At 67.7% G+C, this 16,509-nt stretch carries 19 protein-coding genes, 1 tRNA gene, 1 pseudogene and 1 riboswitch; of the genes and pseudogenes, 8 read left to right on the forward strand and 13 right to left on the reverse strand.

Annotated elements, in window-relative coordinates; all coding sequences use genetic code 11:
• Positions 1–38: 38 nt before the first annotated feature.
• Entirely contained in the window at positions 39–1,304 is a 1,266-nt protein-coding gene (locus P8A20_RS22370) for a PTS transporter subunit EIIC (protein WP_147963637.1), read from the reverse strand.
• Positions 1,305–1,543: 239 nt separating this feature from the next.
• Positions 1,544–2,803, reverse strand: a complete 1,260-nt coding sequence (locus P8A20_RS22375) for a PTS transporter subunit EIIC (RefSeq protein ID WP_147963636.1) — start codon at positions 2,801–2,803, stop codon at positions 1,544–1,546.
• A 184-nt stretch (positions 2,804–2,987) separates the two neighbouring features.
• On the opposite strand from P8A20_RS22375, the gene P8A20_RS22380 reads away from it, so the two are divergent.
• From P8A20_RS22380 to rdgB, 4 genes are all read left to right on the forward strand, one after another.
• Complete coding sequence (locus P8A20_RS22380) at positions 2,988–3,260, forward strand: PTS sugar transporter subunit IIB (protein ID WP_078468346.1); 273 nt, start codon at positions 2,988–2,990, stop codon at positions 3,258–3,260.
• Between the two features lie 169 nt (positions 3,261–3,429).
• Positions 3,430–4,167, forward strand: coding sequence for a ribonuclease PH (rph, locus tag P8A20_RS22385; protein ID WP_104786209.1), 738 nt, complete (start codon positions 3,430–3,432; stop codon positions 4,165–4,167).
• A 112-nt stretch (positions 4,168–4,279) separates the two neighbouring features.
• Positions 4,280–4,669: a DUF8711 family protein gene (locus P8A20_RS22390; protein ID WP_147963635.1), complete on the forward strand. Its 390-nt coding sequence runs from the start codon at positions 4,280–4,282 to the stop codon at positions 4,667–4,669.
• A 21-nt stretch (positions 4,670–4,690) separates the two neighbouring features.
• Entirely contained in the window at positions 4,691–5,293 is a 603-nt protein-coding gene (rdgB, locus tag P8A20_RS22395; protein ID WP_147963634.1) for an RdgB/HAM1 family non-canonical purine NTP pyrophosphatase, read from the forward strand.
• Positions 5,294–5,349: 56 nt separating this feature from the next.
• On the opposite strand, the gene P8A20_RS22400 is transcribed toward rdgB, so the two are convergent.
• The 8 genes and pseudogenes from P8A20_RS22400 to P8A20_RS22430 form a co-directional block, all read right to left on the reverse strand.
• Positions 5,350–5,434, reverse strand: a tRNA-Leu gene (locus P8A20_RS22400).
• Positions 5,399–5,584 (reverse strand): annotated as a pseudogene (locus tag P8A20_RS22405) (hypothetical protein); the annotation flags it as partial. The gene P8A20_RS22400 and the pseudogene P8A20_RS22405, both read right to left, overlap by 36 nt.
• Positions 5,585–5,934: 350 nt before the next feature.
• The gene (locus P8A20_RS22410; protein ID WP_306104110.1) at positions 5,935–6,879 is read right to left on the reverse strand and encodes an SUKH-3 domain-containing protein; all 945 of its coding nucleotides are present in this window, start codon (positions 6,877–6,879) and stop codon (positions 5,935–5,937) included.
• Positions 6,876–7,265, reverse strand: a complete 390-nt coding sequence (locus P8A20_RS22415) for a YwqJ-related putative deaminase (protein WP_147963632.1) — start codon at positions 7,263–7,265, stop codon at positions 6,876–6,878. Before P8A20_RS22415 ends, P8A20_RS22410 begins: the two co-directional genes overlap by 4 nt.
• On the reverse strand, positions 7,258–7,788 hold the full coding sequence (locus tag P8A20_RS22420; RefSeq protein WP_261988994.1) for an SUKH-3 domain-containing protein: 531 nt from the start codon (positions 7,786–7,788) through the stop codon (positions 7,258–7,260). Before P8A20_RS22420 ends, P8A20_RS22415 begins: the two co-directional genes overlap by 8 nt.
• On the reverse strand, positions 7,743–8,300 hold the full coding sequence (locus tag P8A20_RS38735; protein WP_187282411.1) for a YwqJ-related putative deaminase: 558 nt from the start codon (positions 8,298–8,300) through the stop codon (positions 7,743–7,745). The genes P8A20_RS22420 and P8A20_RS38735 overlap by 46 nt, the downstream gene beginning before the upstream one ends.
• Before the next feature lies 1 nt (position 8,301).
• Positions 8,302–9,216, reverse strand: coding sequence for a hypothetical protein (locus P8A20_RS22425; RefSeq protein ID WP_306104111.1), 915 nt, complete (start codon positions 9,214–9,216; stop codon positions 8,302–8,304).
• A gap of 81 nt (positions 9,217–9,297) precedes the next feature.
• The gene (locus P8A20_RS22430; protein WP_187282410.1) at positions 9,298–9,438 is read right to left on the reverse strand and encodes a hypothetical protein; all 141 of its coding nucleotides are present in this window, start codon (positions 9,436–9,438) and stop codon (positions 9,298–9,300) included.
• 443 nt (positions 9,439–9,881) lie between these two features.
• Between P8A20_RS22430 and P8A20_RS22435 the strand changes: the two genes are divergently transcribed.
• Positions 9,882–10,295 (forward strand): hypothetical protein, encoded by a 414-nt coding sequence (locus P8A20_RS22435; RefSeq protein WP_261988993.1) that lies wholly within the window; start codon positions 9,882–9,884, stop codon positions 10,293–10,295.
• 75 nt (positions 10,296–10,370) lie between these two features.
• On the opposite strand, the gene proP is transcribed toward P8A20_RS22435, so the two are convergent.
• The gene (gene proP / locus P8A20_RS22440) at positions 10,371–11,867 is read right to left on the reverse strand and encodes a glycine betaine/L-proline transporter ProP (protein ID WP_306104112.1); all 1,497 of its coding nucleotides are present in this window, start codon (positions 11,865–11,867) and stop codon (positions 10,371–10,373) included.
• A 128-nt stretch (positions 11,868–11,995) separates the two neighbouring features.
• A complete protein-coding gene (gene bcp / locus P8A20_RS22445) occupies positions 11,996–12,463 on the reverse strand; it encodes a thioredoxin-dependent thiol peroxidase (protein WP_147963627.1) in 468 nt (155 codons plus the stop codon).
• A 128-nt stretch (positions 12,464–12,591) separates the two neighbouring features.
• On the opposite strand from bcp, the gene P8A20_RS22450 reads away from it, so the two are divergent.
• The 3 genes from P8A20_RS22450 to P8A20_RS22460 all read left to right on the forward strand — a co-directional run bounded on the left by P8A20_RS22450 (position 12,592) and on the right by P8A20_RS22460 (position 13,846).
• Positions 12,592–12,942 (forward strand): DUF3618 domain-containing protein, encoded by a 351-nt coding sequence (locus P8A20_RS22450; protein WP_147963626.1) that lies wholly within the window; start codon positions 12,592–12,594, stop codon positions 12,940–12,942.
• Positions 12,943–13,018: 76 nt separating this feature from the next.
• Positions 13,019–13,354, forward strand: coding sequence for a GroES family chaperonin (locus P8A20_RS22455; protein WP_033298980.1), 336 nt, complete (start codon positions 13,019–13,021; stop codon positions 13,352–13,354).
• 60 nt (positions 13,355–13,414) lie between these two features.
• A riboswitch (guanidine-III (ykkC-III) riboswitch) is annotated at positions 13,415–13,480 on the forward strand.
• A 45-nt stretch (positions 13,481–13,525) separates the two neighbouring features.
• Positions 13,526–13,846: a DMT family transporter gene (locus P8A20_RS22460; protein WP_014046245.1), complete on the forward strand. Its 321-nt coding sequence runs from the start codon at positions 13,526–13,528 to the stop codon at positions 13,844–13,846.
• A gap of 52 nt (positions 13,847–13,898) precedes the next feature.
• Here the strand turns inward: P8A20_RS22460 and P8A20_RS22465 are convergent, their stop codons facing one another.
• Positions 13,899–16,394: a transglycosylase domain-containing protein gene (locus P8A20_RS22465; RefSeq protein ID WP_306104113.1), complete on the reverse strand. Its 2,496-nt coding sequence runs from the start codon at positions 16,392–16,394 to the stop codon at positions 13,899–13,901.
• Positions 16,395–16,509: the final 115 nt, after the last annotated feature.

Genomic DNA, 16,509 nt, shown 5'->3' on the forward strand with positions numbered 1-16,509 from the left:
GGGAACGGGGGCTTCGCCGTGCTGCGGCAGCGGCCGGACTACTTGGCCTCGGCCTTCTGGAGCTCGGCGAGCTCCTCGTCGGACTCACGGCCCGGCGTCGGAAGGTTGAACTTCGTGATCGCGAAACGGAAGACCACGTAGTAGACCGCCGCGAAGCAGAGGCCGACCAGCACCAGCAGCCACGGCTTCGACGCGATGCCCAGGTTCAGCAGGAAGTCGACCAGACCGGCGGAGAAGCCGAACCCGTCCTTCATGCCGAGCGCCCAGGTCAGCGCCATGGAGACACCGGTCAGCACCGCGTGGATCGCGTACAGCACCGGGGCGATGAACATGAACGTGAACTCGATCGGCTCGGTCACACCGGTGACGAACGAGGTCAGCGCCAGCGAGAACATCATGCCGCCGACGACCTTGCGGCGCTCGGGGCGGGCACAGTGGACGATCGCCAGGCAGGCGGCCGGGAGGGCGAACATCATGATCGGGAAGAAGCCGGTCATGAACTGTCCGGCGTTCGGGTCGCCTGCCAGGAAGCGGGCGATGTCGCCGTGGGCGCCGTCGTACTCGCCGGCCTGGAACCATGGGAAGGAGTTCAGCAGGTGGTGCATGCCGACGGGGATCAGCGCACGGTTGGCGACACCGAAGATGCCCGCGCCGACCGCGCCGGAACCGACCAGCCACTCACCGAAGTTGTGCAGACCGGCGCCGAGGACCGGCCAGATCAGACCGAAGACGATACCGATGACCAGGCCCGCGAAGGCGGAGAGGATCGGGACCAGGCGGCGGCCGCTGAAGAAGCCCGCCCAGTCGGGCAGCTTCGTCCGGTAGAACTTCTGGTACAGCAGGGCCACGACGATGCCCATCACGACACCACCGAGGACACCGGCGTTGACGGGGGCGTCGTTCATCACGATCTTGCCGTCGGCGACGCTCGCGACCTGCGGGAGGTTGCCGTCGGTGAAGGTGGCCAGCACCTTCTGGAAGACCAGGTATCCGGTGACGGCGGCCAGGGCGGTGGAGCCGTCCGACTTCTTCGCGAAGCCGATGGCGATGCCGACGGCGAACAGCAGCGGCATGTTGTCGAGGATCGCACCGCCACCCGCGGCCATGTACCCGGCGAGCTTCGTTATGAAGGTCGGGAACGACTCGCGGCCGAGCATGTCGGCATTGCCGAGCCGGACCAGCAGCGCCGCCGCGGGCAGGACCGCGACGGGCAGCATCAGGCTGCGGCCGATGCGCTGCATGACAGCCATCACGCCGGCGCCACGCTTCTTCGCGGGGGCGGCCGGAACGGTGTCCGTACTCATGAACTTCCTCCGGTAGGCAAGGCGCCGCCGGGGACGGGGTTCCGGGGAGGCGGCGACTCGAGGAACGCGGCGGGAGACGGCCGCGTGGTCTGGACCACTCAGTGGTGTAGACCAGTTTTAGCACGGTGAGGGTTAGATAAGGAACCTTCAATTTGCGCCGTAGTCCGCCCGCCACCCTGGGTGACACGGCGAAGCCCCCGGACCATGGGGTCCGGGGGCGCGCGGAGAACGGAGAGGGCCTACTTCGTGAGGTCCTCCTCGATCTTCTCCTCCTCCTCGACGGGCTCACGCCCGGGGGTCTGGAGGTTGAACTTGGTGATCGCGAACCGGAAGATCACATAGTAGATCACCGCGAAACACAACCCGATCGGGATGATCAGCCACGGTTTGGTGTCCAGGTGCCAGTTGACGACGTAGTCGATCAGCCCGGCCGAGAAACTGAACCCCGCATGCACGCCGAGCGCCCAGGTGACCCCCATCGAGACCCCGGTGAGGATCGCGTGCACCCCGTACAGCAGCGGGGCGACGAAGAGGAACGAGAACTCCAGCGGCTCCGTCACGCCCGTCACGAACGACGTCAGTGCCACGGACAGCATCAGACCGGACACCTCCTTGCGCCGCTCCGGACGCGCGGTGTGCGCGATCGCCAGCGCGGCGGCCGGCAGGCCGAACATCATGATCGGGAAGAAGCCCGAGGTGAACTGGCCCGCCGACGGGTCCCCGGCGAAGAAGCGGGAGATGTCCCCCTGCACCGTGCCGCCGTCGGACCCGGTGAACTCGCCCGCCTGGAACCAGAAGAAGGTGTTCAGGAACTGGTGCATGCCGATCGGGATCAGCAGCCGGTTCGCGAAACCGAAGATCGCCGCACCCCAGGCACCCAGATCGATCAGCTGCTTGGCGAACCAGGTCAGCGCGTCACCGACCGGCTGCCACAGCAGGCCGAACAGCACCCCCAGGATCACGCAGAGGAACGCCATCAGGATCGGCACCAGGCGGCGCCCGTTGAAGAAGCCCAGCCAGTCGACCAGCTTCGTGCGGTGGTACCGCTGCCAGACCACGGCGGTCAGCAGCCCGATGATGATGCCGCCCAGCACCCCCGGATTCTGCGGCACCCCGTCCGGCGTCGCCTCGGTCACGGAGTCGTCCACCGGGAAGGCCGCCAGCACGCCCCGGTAGACGAGGAAGCCGACGACGGCGGCCAGGGCCGTCGAACCGTCCGCCTTCTTCGCGAAGCCGATCGCGACACCGATGCAGAAGAGGAGGGGCAGCCCCACCTCGCCGTCGAGGATCGCCGTCCCGCCATTGAGGAGGACCTTCGCGAACTTGTCCCAGAAGGCGCCGTGCAGCGAGGAGTCGAAGAGGTTGCCCAGGCTGACGAGAAGGCCCGCCGCGGGCAGCACGGCCACCGGCAGCTGGAGGCTCCGGCCGACCTTCTGCAAGCCCTGGACCGGCCCGTTCCACCACTTCCGCTGCGGTGCTGCAGCCGCGCTCGAACTCATCGGCAAGTCCTCCCGGCACACATGAGGTTTGGAGGTTGTCGCAAACTGGTGTAGACCAGTTTCGATAGGGTGCGGAGCCCCGTCGTGAGGCAGGGCGCCGGTGATCGTCATCATTGGGGACAGCGCGGTTACCCGCCCGTGAAGTTGGGCCAACCGTGCGTTACCGTGACGAAACGGACCCACGGTGGGCCGCCCCACGCACGTACAGACCAGGGAGAAGGACATGGCCAGCAAGGCTGAGAAGATCGTCGCCGGGCTCGGCGGTATCGAGAACATCGACGAGATCGAAGGCTGCATCACCCGCCTCCGCACCGAGGTCCACGACCCCAGCAAGGTCGACGAAGCCGCGCTCAAGGCCGCCGGAGCCCACGGCGTCGTCAAGATGGGCACCGCGATCCAGGTCGTCATCGGCACCGACGCCGACCCCATCGCCGCCGACATCGAAGACATGATGTGACCGGCTGACCCGGCCGGCCCACCAAGATCCCACGCGCAGGCCCCGCTCCGCCCCCGACCGGCACGGAGCGGGGCCTGCCGTGCATCCGCCCCGCGCCGGCTCCCCGCCCGCCCCGCACCCACCTCACACCCGAACGGACCCGGCCCCCTCAGCCGATAGGCTCGACGCCATGTCTCGTATCGACGGCCGCACCCCCGAACAGCTCCGCCCCGTCACCATCGAACGCGGATGGAGCAAGCACGCCGAAGGCTCCGTACTCATCTCCTTCGGCGACACCAAGGTCTTCTGCACCGCCTCCGTCACCGAAGGCGTCCCGCGCTGGCGCAAGGGCAGCGGCGAAGGATGGGTCACCGCCGAGTACTCCATGCTGCCCCGCTCCACCAACACCCGCGGCGACCGCGAATCCGTACGCGGCAAGATCGGCGGCCGCACCCACGAGATCAGCCGCCTCATCGGCCGCTCGCTCCGCGCGGTCATCGACTACAAGGCCCTCGGCGAGAACACCATCGTCCTCGACTGCGACGTCCTCCAGGCCGACGGAGGCACCCGCACCGCCGCCATCACCGGCGCCTACGTCGCCCTCGCCGACGCCATCGCCTGGGCCCAGGGCAAGAAGATCATCAAGCACGGCCGCAAGCCCCTCACCGGCACCGTCGCCGCGATCAGCGTCGGCATCGTCGACGGCACCCCCCTCCTCGACCTCTGCTACGAGGAGGACGTCCGCGCCGAGACCGACATGAACGTCGTCTGCACCGGAGACGGCCGCTTCGTCGAGGTCCAGGGCACCGCCGAGGCCGAGCCCTTCGACCGCGACGAGCTCAACGCCCTCCTCGACCTCGCCACCGCCGGCTGCACCGACCTCGCCAAGCTCCAGGAAGAGGCACTCGCCCGCACACTCGGCGAGTAAAGGCGGGTAAAGAAGCAACCAAATACCCAGCGCACGGCGTCGTAGCGGATACGGGCGCACGGGTCGAACCGTGCGTCCGTCCACGTATCCGCCCCCGGGGAGGGACCGCACCATGGCCTTGCGCCGCCACCAACGCACCGCACTCGCCGTCACCGCCACCCTGCTGACGCTCACAGCGGCCGCAGGCTGCGGCGCCGTCGACAAGGCCCTGGACTGCGTCCGCACCGCCGACGCCATCGCCACCAGCGTCGACAATCTCCAGCAGGCCGTGTCCAACGCCTCCGACGACCCGACCCAGGCGTCCGAATCCCTGGACCAGATCGACAAGGAACTCAAGGACCTCGGCGACACCACGGACAACGCCGACCTGAGCAAGGCCGTCGACGACCTCCAGGCGGGCGTCGGCAACGTCCGCGACTCCATCGACAAGGGCGACGCCACCCCCGACATCACCCCCGTCACCGACGCGGCCGCCGAGATCGGCAAGGTCTGCACTCCCTGACCGGTCGGCGATAATCGACGCATGACGCGCCTGATCCTCGCCACCCGCAACGCCGGGAAAATCACCGAACTCCACGCGATCCTCGCCGACGCGGGCCTGACCCACGACCTCGTCGGCGCGGACGCGTACCCCGACGTCCCCGACGTCAAGGAGACCGGCGTCACCTTCGCCGAGAACGCCCTCCTCAAGGCGCACGCCCTGGCCCGGGCCACCGGCCACCCGGCCGTCGCCGACGACAGCGGCCTCTGCGTCGACGTACTCGGCGGAGCCCCCGGCATCTTCTCCGCCCGCTGGGCGGGCGCCCACGGCAACGACAGGGCCAACCTGGACCTGCTCCTCGCCCAGCTCGGAGACATCGACGCCCCGCACCGCGGCGCCTACTTCGCCTGCGCCGCGGCCCTGGCCCTCCCCGACGGCACGGAACGCGTGGTGGAGGGCCGCCTCACGGGCACCCTGCGCACCGCCCCGGCCGGCGCCTACGGCTTCGGCTACGACCCCATCCTCCAGCCGGACGGCGAGACACGGACCTGCGCGGAGCTCACCCCCGACGAGAAGAACGCGATCAGCCACCGGGGGAAGGCGTTCAGGGCGCTGGTGCCGGTGGTGCGGGAGTTGGTGGGCTGAGATTGGACGCAAAAACGGCCTGCGCATCGATCCTTCGATTCGCAGGCCGTTTGCGGTGCGGCGGAAGGGATTCGAACCCTCAAGCCGTTTCACGGGCCACAGATCCTAAGTCTGCTGTGTCGCCAGTTGCACCACCGCCGCTAGCCGTCTGTCATCGTACCGGCCTGCCGGCTCAGCTGGTGAGGGAGTCTCCAGAGCCCCCCGTTCGGCGTGCGCCCCTCGGCGCCACGTACTGGTCACCGCATGGCAGTTCGGGCACAGGAGCCGCAGATTCTCCATGCGGCCGTCGCTCAGCTTCCTGGGGCCTGGGAGAGTCGTGGCGAGGGTGGAGCCGTGTGGTTGTGCGCCAGTGGGCTGCCAGGGCAGGGAAGATCGCTTCTACGTCGAGGGGGCGTGGCGGGGTGGTGCGGGGCATGAGGGCCTGCTTCGTCAGCCGCAGGGCCCTGACCGGTGCTGCCATTCCGCCTCCCCTGCTGGTCGAAAGCATCGTCACTTTCCACCAGCACAACGGGCAACCCGGTGAACCGACGCAGTCACCACACCAGGCCCTGTTCTGGAACTCGCTGACCTGCCTGGCTGGCCGTCCCATGGGCGGGCCGGTCCTGGCCGTGTTCGGACTCGCGGCTGGTGACGGGCCTCTCTCAGGCAGAGAGGGCCGGGGCTTGTCGGGCCAGGTCCTCGGAACACGCTTGAACGGCTGTCCGGAGGCGGCCGATCGAGGCATCCGCACCTGCGGCGAGATGCAGCTCCACGGTCGCAGGGGTCTTCGCGAGGTGTCCCGTGCGCACAGCGCAACTGACGGACGACTGCTGAGCGGTGGCGTTACGCGGAGCAGGCACCTCCACCTTGAGTTCTGCTCCTCGTGTCGTCACATCCTCAGCCTCGATCAGGGCTTCCATCTTTGCCGCAAGGGGCACTGCACCGTCCTCCAGAGAACCGCCAGGCAAGGGGACAGTACGGTCCAGGGCGACCGGAGCTATGCCACGTAGGGGCGTGACGATCAGCCGAAGGTGTCGGGCGCTGAATACCTGCCGGTGGTGCAGCACGTAGACAGCGACAAGCGCCGTGTGTATGACGTCGGCCAGCGGCTCCCCGTTCGGCGACGAGACGGTCCAAGCCCACTGCCGGGCGGCGATCCTGTGCGGGGCACGTCCTTCAGTCAACGCGGCGAGGCCTTCACGGACCGTTTCACCGAGCAGCCACTGTCCTCCGTGATCGATCGAGAAGAGTCGCCCCTCTTCGTCTACGGCGAGGATTGCGTCGGCGTCCGTGCGTCCGAGCGGAAACAGCCGGGATCCCGTGCTCTCCGTGAGACGCGACAGCGGATGTCCGGCATGCCGGACCGCCACGGGGTCGATCACCCATCCCGTGGGCGCGACCTGTTGACCAGGCCCGGCCGGACGCGAGCGCAGTCCGTGAAATGCGCGCAGTGCCTGCTCGGCAGCGGGGAACAGCACCCACGGCGAGGTGCCGGGCGTCGGCTCTACGAGCGCGACAGCCCTGAAGACAGCTGACAAGGCCTCCGATTCGACATCACGGCCTTGGTGCCACCCGGCGGATGCCAGTACATCCTCGCCGCGTGTCATGAGCTGATGACGTCGATGCCGAGCCGCTCGAGCAGCGCCGAGCAGGAACGGCATACCTGAGCCGGGGAGCCGTGATCGGGGTCGCCCTGGCTGCGAATCTTCTTCGCGACGAGGGCAGCCCCGGTGAAGTGGGATGCGGCCTCGTCGAGGGTTGTCGTCCCCCCGTCGGGGCGCTGACGGTCCAGCCCCCACAACTGGTCCGAGACCAAGGCGGACTCGGCGCAGTGCCCGACGAAGTACTCGCGGTTCTCCGTGGGGAGGGCGTCGAAGAAGTCCCGCACCGCAGGGTGAAGGTCAGGCAGTCCATCACCACCGAGATTGGTCTGACTGAAGATCTGGCCGTTGACGAGTAGTGAAGCCGCCACTCCGGGGACGAGGTCAGACAAAGTAGTTCTCCGCATCTTCCATCTCGCTACTCATGAGGCTCATCAGTGCCTCGTATTTTTCGCGCCCCAGATAGTATGCTCCTGTGTGATGCGAAAAAAAGAATCGCCCGTTCGTGTCAATGAGCAGGGTGGAACCATCGTAGGTGTCGTACCCGACCGGGAAAAGCTGTACACCGAGGTCTGTGGCGAGTTCGGAGATTTCCTCGGCATCCCCTTTGAATACGAGATGCGGCGTAAAGACGGCGAAATTCTCTGGCGCGGTGTCGATGACCGCCCGAAGGAATGCATGCTCCCGAATGAAGGCGAGGGCGGGGGCGGAAGGTTCGATCTCCACGCCGTACGAGCGATATCGCTCGACGACGGCGGAAACTGCTTCGGATGCCTCGTCTCCGACGTTGCGCCCCGGATGCCATCCGGCCTCTGACAGCCACGCATCCACTTCTTCTGCTGTGGAAAGAATTGACATATTTCCCTTGCCTATGTGTGTGCTGTGACGCCGACCAGCGGAAGAATTCTTGAACATGACCGGCAGGGCTCTTTGTAGTCCCCGTGCTTCTTGAGTCCGGTGGGAGAATCCTGCTCCCCGATCTGCAGGGAGTATACGAGTGCGCCGCTCATGGCCCTGCGAATGTCGTCGGGTGTGCTGATCTTTATGTTGTCTCTTGTCTCTATGCCGTGCAGACGGTCGGATATGAGTGCAACCTCGGCACATTTGCCGTGCCCGGCACCCGGGTTCTCGTTATCTGCTCGGATGTCTCTTTCCACCTGATCGACGACATTTTTGAGCGCCGGGTGGGTGTCGAGGAGTACTTGGCCGTGCCGCTTGGTGGAGCTCGAGTGGCTCGTCAGAGTTCCCTCGTGCAGCAAAGCTCCTGCACATGATTTCACCAGGCGATCCTTGCCGGTCGGGTGATGGCCAGGTGCCTGTTTCTGGGCATCGTCCGCAAGTCCGCGCGTTTCCCGACGGAGGGCGTCTCGCTGCTGTTCCGGGCTCAGGTGGCTCACGTCCAACGCGTCACGTCGGTGGTGCTTCATTTTACCGGCGCTCTTCCCGTGCCAGCCCGGCTGAGGACTTATCGGCTTCCCGTTGGGGTCTCCGCCGCCATCCCTGCCCCCTCTCCCTCCCCCTCCCCCTCCCCCTCCCCCTCCGCCTCCACCGCCCCCCGCCGGAGCCGCTTTTGTCCTCGCCTACCCGGGCATGAATCTTCTGGACTCCGTCGCGGATGTCGTGGTCGGTGTCCTTGTGCGTCTTGGAACTCCTGGTGATGCCATCGGGAACCGTCTTGCCGACGTGGTCGCCAAGATCACCCAGTGCCTTGCCGAGCTTCTCCACCACCCCCTCGATCGTGGTGTCGAGTACAGCGGTCAGGGAGTCCTTGCCCTTGGCCCGGCCATGGTGCCCCTTGGCCTTGCCGAGCTTGCCGCCCGTCTTCTCGCGCATCGTGATCTGCACACCGGCCAGGTGCATCCCGGCCTTGCTGTGCGCATCGTGGTCGATCACCGGGCCACCGCCCGGGCCACCGGACCCGCCAACCGAGTTGATCTGCAGCGCGTCCTTGCCCGCCTGTGCCGTCTGGCCTGGGTCGTAGCCTTCCTGTACACCCGCGACGTTCAGCGCCGTCTGGACCGCCAGATCCGCCACGATGTTCTCGATCGCGGCGACCGCCGGCTCGGTAAGCGTCGCGACGATCTCCGATACGGCGGCTTCAGCCATCTCCTTGAGGATCCGCTTGAAGGCGATACGGGTCGCCGCGATCTTCGCGCCGGCGAGCAGCGTCGACAGCCCGGCGGTCAGCGGTGCGAAGGCCAGGGTGATTCCCACCGTCGCGCACAGGTCGGCCAGTTCGGCCACGGCGGCTATCTTGCGGGCCACGATGATGTCCGCGACCCGGTCCAGCGCACCCGCGACGAGCCGCGCGGCCTTCGCCAGATCCTTATGCTTGCCCTGCACCTTCGACCAGTGCTTGTCGAGCGCGGTCAGTGACTCGCTCTGCCCGGTCGCCAGCAGTTTCTGGATGTGCTGGTAGGCGGCTTACGCGTCGTCGTCTGCGTCGTCCCCGAACTCCCGCAGTGCGTCCGCCATGTCGCGGTAGGCGTCCTCGTCTACGTTCGGCCAGCCCACACCGACCACATCGAGCATCGTGTCGACGCCCTCAGGAATCGTGTACCCCACGATGCCTCAACCCCCGATATTCAGCAGATAACCGCTTTGTAGCAAGATCAATGAGCATGCCATGCGACGAGTTCGTAAGCCCAGGCATTTCCCGGACACCCGACGAGTCGATAGGGCAATGGGATCAACACCATTGCGTCAGTTGGTCGAGGTGCTGCACAACCCCCTCCCTCGCCGACTCCCTGACGGGGGACGGCGGGGGCAGGCGCCGCGTCGCACTGCTGCGGTCCACGCCCCAGTGAGACGGCTCCGCCGGACGAGGACAAGACTGGCGGCGTTGCCGCGCGCAATACGCGGCCTGAAGTTCTCCGCCGCCCTACCGCAACGTTTCGCCGTCGCCATGGTGGCGGCCCGTCCGGCCGACTTCGCAGGCGCCCGGGCTGTGCTGAGCGCGCCGGTGCGTTTCCAACACAGCACCTGACCGAACTGCCCAAGGAATCACCGTGGCACACCGCTTCGAGACAGCCCGCTTCCACGCCGAGTCCGGGCCGGCTTCCCTGTTCACCCGCGTGCGCCACATCCTGCGCGAGCCGGCGCGGCTGAAGGCGCAGGGGGCTCACGTGATCGAGCGTCTCCAGCAGCGCAACGCGCCCGTCGAGGAGCTGACGGCGTTCGACCCGGATCATTGGGCCCTGGTCTCGGCCGACGTACGCACAGATACCGGCAAGTGGGTCAAGTCGACCTGGCGGGTCCATGCTGATGGCCGGGACTGGTGGGTGGTGATCGGGCTGGGCAACGCACTGGTCACTGTGATCGAGGTGGATCCTTGGAGGCGCGGCCAGGGCGAGGGTGTGGTCACCGAGGGGCCGCTGCACGCACACGTCGAACGTGTCAACCAGGACCTCATGCGCGGCTGAAGGCCGCAGGCGCCGGAGGGAAGCCCTGCCATCCGGGTACTCCCCGATGGCAGGCCCTCCCGCGAGGAGCGTGCGTCAGAACTTCGGGTCCGGGCTCTGGGAGTGGACCAGGTCCGCCGCTTCCTCTTCCGTCTCCACCGAGGGCGGGGAGCCGGCCAGAGGCTGGTTGGCGGTCTCCTTCATGCAGGCCACCGCGATCACGCCGACCAGGGCCGCGGCCATGGCGTAGTACGCCGGCATGAGGTTCGAGCCGGTCCAGCTGATCAGGGCGGTGATCACCAGCGGGGTCGTGCCACCGAAGATCGACGCCGAGAGGTTGTAGCCGACCGACAGGGAGCCGTAGCGGACGTTGGTCGGGAACAGGGCCGGGAGGGCGGCGGACATCGTGCCCAGCAGGCAGACCAGGGAGAGGCCCAGCATCAGCATGCCGATGATGATCGCCGGGATGCTGCCCTGCCGGATCAGGAGGAAGGCCGGCAGCGACAGGAACAGGAAGCCGAGCATGCCGGTCATCAGGAGCGGTTTGCGGCCGAAGCGGTCCGAGAGCTTGCCGAACTGGCTGATGATCAGCATCAGGAACACCATGACGCCGAGCAGGATCAGCAGGCCGTGGGTCTCGCTGTAGCCGAGCTCGTCGGAGAGGTACGTCGGCATGTACGACAGCAGCATGTAGTCGGTGATGTTGTACGCGCCGACCAGGGCGATGCAGAGGATCAGCGTCGGCCAGTACTGGCGGAAGATCTTCGCGAGGTCGCCCTTGGCGGTGGACTCGACGTGGTCGGCGGCCTCCGTGGCGTGCGCGGTGCCGCCCTCCAGCTTCTGGAAGGCGGGGGTCTCGTCCAGGCGGAGCCGCAGGTAGAGGCCCACGAGGCCGAGGGGACCGGCGACGAGGAACGGGATGCGCCAGCCCCAGGACTCCATCTGGCCGGTGTCCAGGAGGGCGTACAGCAGGGTGACGAGTCCGGCTGCGCCGACGTAGCCGGCCAGGGTGCCGAATTCGAGGAAGCTGCCGAAGAAGCCGCGGCGCTTGTCGGGGGCGTACTCGGCGATGAAGGTGGACGCGCCGCCGTACTCGCCGCCGGTGGAGAAGCCCTGGAGCATCCGGAAGAAGATCAGCAGGACGGCGGCCCAGACGCCGATGGTGTCGTGGGAGGGGATGAGGCCGATCGCGAAGGTGCCGACCGCCATGAGGATCATGGTGAGGGCGAGGACCTTCTTGCGGCCGATCTTGTCGCCCATGGGGCCGAAGAACATGCCGCCCAGGGGCCGGACGAGGAATGCCACGGCGAAGGTCGCGAACGACGAGAGGAGCTGGGTGGTGTCGTTCCCGGAGGGGAAGAAGACGTGCCCGATGGTGACGGCCAGGTAGGAGTAGATGCCGAAGTCGAACCACTCCATGGCGTTACCGAGCGATGCCGCCTTCACGGCACGCTTGACCGCCTGGTCGTCGGTGATGGTGATGTCCGTCCGACGGAGCCGGGGGTTCTGGCGCTTCCGGATGGCCCGGAAGAGTGCCGGGTGGCGTTTGACCGCATCAGGGTCGGCCGCCTGGTGGGGGTCGGAGGCCGCCATGGCCGGTTCCTTTCGTCGAACGGTGTTCCAGGAAAGGCTTCTGCGCAGTCATGGCGGTTGCAAACCGAATCAACGGGAGATTGCGACCTCGGTCACACCTTTTTCGGCCAGGACCCCCCTGGATCGGGTCAGATCCCGAGGTCCTTGATGATCTTGGCGACGTGTCCGGTCGCCTTGACGTTGTAGAGGGCCTTCTCCACCTTGCCCTCTTCGTCGACCACGATCGTGGAGCGGATCACTCCTGTCACCACTTTGCCGTAGAGCTTCTTCTCGCCGAACGCGCCGTACGCCTCCAGGGTCTCCTTGGAGGGGTCGCCGACCAGTGTGACCTTGAGGTTCTCCTTCTCGCGGAACTTCGCGAGCTTCTCCGGCCTGTCGGGCGACACGCCGATGACGTCGTAGCCGGCGCCGGTCAGCAGCTCCAGGTTGTCGGTGAAGTCGCAGGCCTGCTTGGTGCAGCCGGGGGTAAGTGCGGCGGGGTAGAAGTAGACGATGACCTTGCGGCCCTTGTGGTCTGCGAGCGAGACATCGTTGCCGTCGGCGTCCGGAAGGGTGAAGGCGGGGGCGGTGTCGCCGGTCTGGAGTCGCTCGCTCATGTCTCTCCTCGAGTGGCACGTGTGCTGTGTGGCACCGAGCGTAATAGGGGGTGCCGCCGGGTGTGGGGGCGGCCGAGCTGACAGACTGTCGATGAAGGTTTACCCGAGACGACCACGGAGGCGGCGCAGTGTCGGATACCAGGACCCCTGCGCAGATCGAGGCGGACATCATCAGCAGGCGTGCGCAGCTTGCGGTGGTGCTGGACGAGATCGGGGTGCGGGTGCACCCGAAGACGATGATCGGTGACGCGAAGGCCAAGGTCGCGTCGACGGTGGACCGGACGGCGGGGCGTGCGTACGTCGCGGTGAACCGTTCGGTTTCGGATGTGAAGGCGCAGTTCGTGGCGGAGGACGGTTCGCCGCGGCTGGAGCGGGTGATTCCGGCGGCGGTGGTGGTGGTCGCCGCGGTGGCGTTGCTGACGGTGTCGTCGTCGCGGTCCTCCGGGCCTGCGCGGTCGGTGCGGCGCAAGAGGCGCTGAGGGCGGTTTCCGTGCGGCCCTGGGGCGTTCGGAGCGGTTCGGGGCAGGTAGGTTTCTGCGCGTGAGCGACAACGGCATGAGCAACACCGATGACAAGCTGCCGATCCGGATGCTGCACGACCGTGTGCTGGTCCGGTCGGACTCGCCCGAGGGTGAGCGGCGGTCGGGTGGCGGGATCCTGATTCCGGCGACGGCGGCGGTCGGCCGGCGTCTGGCGTGGGCCGCGGTGGTCGCGGTCGGTCAGAACGTGCGGACCGTGGAGCCGGGTGACCGGGTGCTGTACGACCCCGAGGACCGTGCCGAGGTCGAGGTGCGGGGTGTGGCGTACGTGCTGATGCGTGAGCGGGATCTGCATGCGGTGGCGGCGGACCGGTTCGAGGGTTCGGTGGATTCGACCGGGCTGTATCTGTAGGTAGTTGTGTGTCGGGTGGGCCTGGTGACTGTGGTCACCAGGCCTTTTGGCTGTTCTGTGGGCTTGCTACGGTGGTGGGACCCCGACGAGATGCGCCGTACCGGGTTTCCGCAAAGACGACGCGCCCGTGTTGGTCACGTGTTTCGCGTGTTTCGTCGTGGAGGTGCCGTCGTGGCGTGGGTTCTGTTGGTCGTTGCCGGTCTGCTGGAAGTGGGCTGGTCGATCGGGATGAAGTACACCGAGGGGTTCACGCGGCTGTGGCCGAGTGTGTTCACGGGCCTTGGGATCGTGGCCAGCATGATGCTGCTGTCGCAGGCGGCGAAGACGCTGCCGATCGGTACGGCGTACGGCGTGTGGGTGGGGATCGGTGCGGCCGGTGCGGCGGTGCTGGGCATGGTCGTGCTGAACGAGCCGGTGACCGCCGCCCGTATCTTCTTCGTCTGTCTGCTGCTGGTGGCGGTGGTGGGGCTGAAGGCGACGTCCGGTCACTGAGCTGAACGGCGATGGCGGCGCTCCCGGGTCCGGGGGCGCCGCCATCGTGTGTTCAGGGGCGGGTGGGGCCGTGGGGGTCCTGCCCGTCCCTGTCGTGCGGGTCGGCCGGGGGGCCCGCGCCGGGGCGGTCGGGTTCCGGGTGGGCGGGTTCCCGGTGGGCGGGTTCCGTTCCGGGCCGGTGGGGGGAGCGGGCGTCGGTTCCGCGGTCCCGGCCGTCGGTGCGTGGGGGTGCGGCGGCGGGGTCGGCGGTGCGGGGTTCCTGGGGGGCGCGGGTGGCTTCCGAGGGGGAGTCGGGCGTGCGGGTGCGTGTTCCGCGTCGTTCCTCGCGGGAGTCCGCGGTGCCGGGTTCGTCGGTGTCCTCGCGGCCCCTCGGTTTCCGGGTGCCTCCGGCTTCCTCGGTGTCGTCGGGGTCCCCGCTCTCGTCCGGGTCCCCGCTCTCGTCCGGGTCCGGTTCCTCGGGGCCTTCGTCGGCCTGTAGGTCGAAGTTCTTTACGGGGCTGCCTTCGAGGGCGGCCTTGGTGTAGGCGGCCCAGGTCTCGGCGGGTGCGCCGCCGCCGTTCATGCGGGCGAGGCCGAGTGCGCCGTAGAGGGGTTTCTGGACGCCGGTCTCGGGGTCCTGGCCCATGACGGCGATGACGGTGGCGAGGTCGGGGGTGTAGCCGGCGAACCAGGCGGCCTTGTCCTCCTCGGCGGTGCCCGTCTTGCCGGCGGCGGGGCGGCCGGAGCTCTGGGCCGCGGTGCCGGTGCCGCCGTCTACGACGCTGCGCAGGACTGAGGTGGTGGTGTCGGCGGCTTCCCGGCTGATGGCGCGCCGGGTGGTCCTCTTGGGGAGGTCGAGCTCGTCGGCGTTCTTGCTGATCCTGGAGACGAGGGTGTGGGGGCGCTGTTCGCCGTGGTCGGCGAGGGTGGCGTAGGCGGAGGCCATGTCGACGACGCTGGCGGTGGCGGGGCCGAGTGCGATGGAGGGGGAGGCGGTGAGGTCGGGGGTGTCCTGGGGGATGCCGAGGGCGACGGCGGTGTCCTTGACCTCCTGGGGGCCGACGTCCTGGGCCATCTGGGCGTAGACGGCGTTGACGGATTTGTCGGTGGCCTCGCGGACGGTGATGGAGCCGTAGTCGACGTCGTCCTCGTTCGCGGGGGAGTAGTCGGTGGGGCCGGTGGCGGCCTGGACGGTGCGTTCGTTGTCGCCGTCGTAGTGCGTGTTGGGGGTGATGGGGCGGTCCTTCTGGGTGGTGGACCCGTTGGCGAGAGCGGCGGCGAGGACGAACGGCTTGAAGGTGGATCCGACCTGGTAGTCGCGGCGGGTGGCGTTGTTGACGAACTGTCTGGTGTAGTCGACGCCGCCGTAGAGGGCGACGACGTGGCCGGTGCCGGGGTCGACGGAGGCGCCGCCGGCGCGGACGTTGCGGTCGGCGTCGCGTTCGTCGCTGGTCCTGGACAGGACGTTGTCCTTGACGGCTTCGACGAGGGCGTCCTGCTTCTTCTTCTGGAGGGTGGTGGTGATGCGGTAGCCGCCGGTGGCGAGGGTCTTCTCGTCGAGGATCCTGTTGGCGGCGAGGTAGTGGTCGACCGCCTGGACGATGTAGCCGCGCTGGCCGGAGAGCGCGGTGGCGGGCTTGGCCTTGCCGGGGACTGGGAAGGTCATGGCGTCGCGGTCGTCGGGGGTGAGCCAGTGGTGTTCGACCATGCCGTCGAGGACGTAGTCCCAGCGGGCGAGGATGGCCTTCCTGTTCTCGGGGTGGGCGACGACGTCGTTGGAGCTGGGGGCGTTGAGCAGGGAGGCGAGGTAGGCGCCCTCGCCTGCGTCGAGGTCTTCGACGTCCTTGCCGTAGTAGGCGTGGGAGGCGGCCTGGATGCCGTAGGCGTTGCGGCCGAAGTAGCTGGTGTTGAGGTAGCCCTCGAGGATCTCGTCCTTGCTCTGTTCGCGGTCGAGCTTGATGGAGATGAAGAATTCCTTGGCCTTGCGGACGACGGTCTGTTCCTGGCCGAGGTAGTAGTTCTTGACGTACTGCTGGGTGATGGTGGAACCGCCCTGCCTGCCCTTGCCGGTGACGGTGTTCCAGCCGGCGCGGAGGGTGGCCTTGATGTCGATGGCGTCCTCCGAGTAGAAGTCCCGGTCCTCCGCGGCTAGTACGGCGTGCTGGATGGTGCGGGGGATGCGGCGGAGGGGGATGTTCTCGCGGTTGATCTCGCCGTCGCGGGCGATGACGGTCTTTCCGTCCGCGTACAGGTAGACGTTGGACTGGGCGGTCGCGCTGGCGTTGGCGGCGGGGATGTCGACGATCTGGTAGCCGGCGATGAATCCGCCGACGAGGAGCAGGGCCAGGAGGAGTACGCCGCCGAGGACCATGCGCCAGGTGGGGACGGCGCGTCGCCAGCCGGTGCGCTTGGGCCGCTTGGGGCGTTTTGTGCGCCCTTCGGCGTCCTTTGCGCCGTTCGGGTGCTGGGGGTCGGGGTCGGGGGCCGCGGCCGAGGGGTCTCGGGGGGTCCAGCCCTGGGAGCCCTGCTGACCAGGGTCTCCGCCGTCCTGCGGTGGCTCTTGGCTCATGACTGTGAGGCTCCTCGACTGCGGATGATTTTCCTATAGTGCACTTTTCGGGCGGATAACCCTCGGATTCTTCGGGCTGAAATAGGGTCGCGGCGGCCGGCGGGCCTCGACTAAG

Source organism: Streptomyces sp. Alt3, assembly GCF_030719215.1.
Taxonomy (GTDB): Bacteria; Actinomycetota; Actinomycetes; order Streptomycetales; family Streptomycetaceae; genus Streptomyces; species Streptomyces glycanivorans.

What these genes read in the sequence shown, in the direction of transcription:
- P8A20_RS22370 (WP_147963637.1), bottom strand. Translation starts at nt 1,304, where the DNA reads ATGAGTACGGACACCGTTCCGGCCGCCCCCGCGAAGAAGCGTGGCGCC.
- proP (WP_306104112.1), bottom strand. Translation starts at nt 11,867, where the DNA reads ATGGCGGCCTCCGACCCCCACCAGGCGGCCGACCCTGATGCGGTCAAA.
- P8A20_RS22465 (WP_306104113.1), bottom strand. Translation starts at nt 16,394, where the DNA reads ATGAGCCAAGAGCCACCGCAGGACGGCGGAGACCCTGGTCAGCAGGGC.
- P8A20_RS22410 (WP_306104110.1), bottom strand. Translation starts at nt 6,879, where the DNA reads ATGACACGCGGCGAGGATGTACTGGCATCCGCCGGGTGGCACCAAGGC.
- rph (WP_104786209.1), top strand. Translation starts at nt 3,430, where the DNA reads ATGTCTCGTATCGACGGCCGCACCCCCGAACAGCTCCGCCCCGTCACC.
- P8A20_RS22420 (WP_261988994.1), bottom strand. Translation starts at nt 7,788, where the DNA reads ATGTTCAAGAATTCTTCCGCTGGTCGGCGTCACAGCACACACATAGGC.
- P8A20_RS38735 (WP_187282411.1), bottom strand. Translation starts at nt 8,300, where the DNA reads ATGAAGCACCACCGACGTGACGCGTTGGACGTGAGCCACCTGAGCCCG.
- P8A20_RS22390 (WP_147963635.1), top strand. Translation starts at nt 4,280, where the DNA reads ATGGCCTTGCGCCGCCACCAACGCACCGCACTCGCCGTCACCGCCACC.
- P8A20_RS22375 (WP_147963636.1), bottom strand. Translation starts at nt 2,803, where the DNA reads ATGAGTTCGAGCGCGGCTGCAGCACCGCAGCGGAAGTGGTGGAACGGG.
- P8A20_RS22455 (WP_033298980.1), top strand. Translation starts at nt 13,019, where the DNA reads ATGAGCAACACCGATGACAAGCTGCCGATCCGGATGCTGCACGACCGT.
- rdgB (WP_147963634.1), top strand. Translation starts at nt 4,691, where the DNA reads ATGACGCGCCTGATCCTCGCCACCCGCAACGCCGGGAAAATCACCGAA.
- bcp (WP_147963627.1), bottom strand. Translation starts at nt 12,463, where the DNA reads ATGAGCGAGCGACTCCAGACCGGCGACACCGCCCCCGCCTTCACCCTT.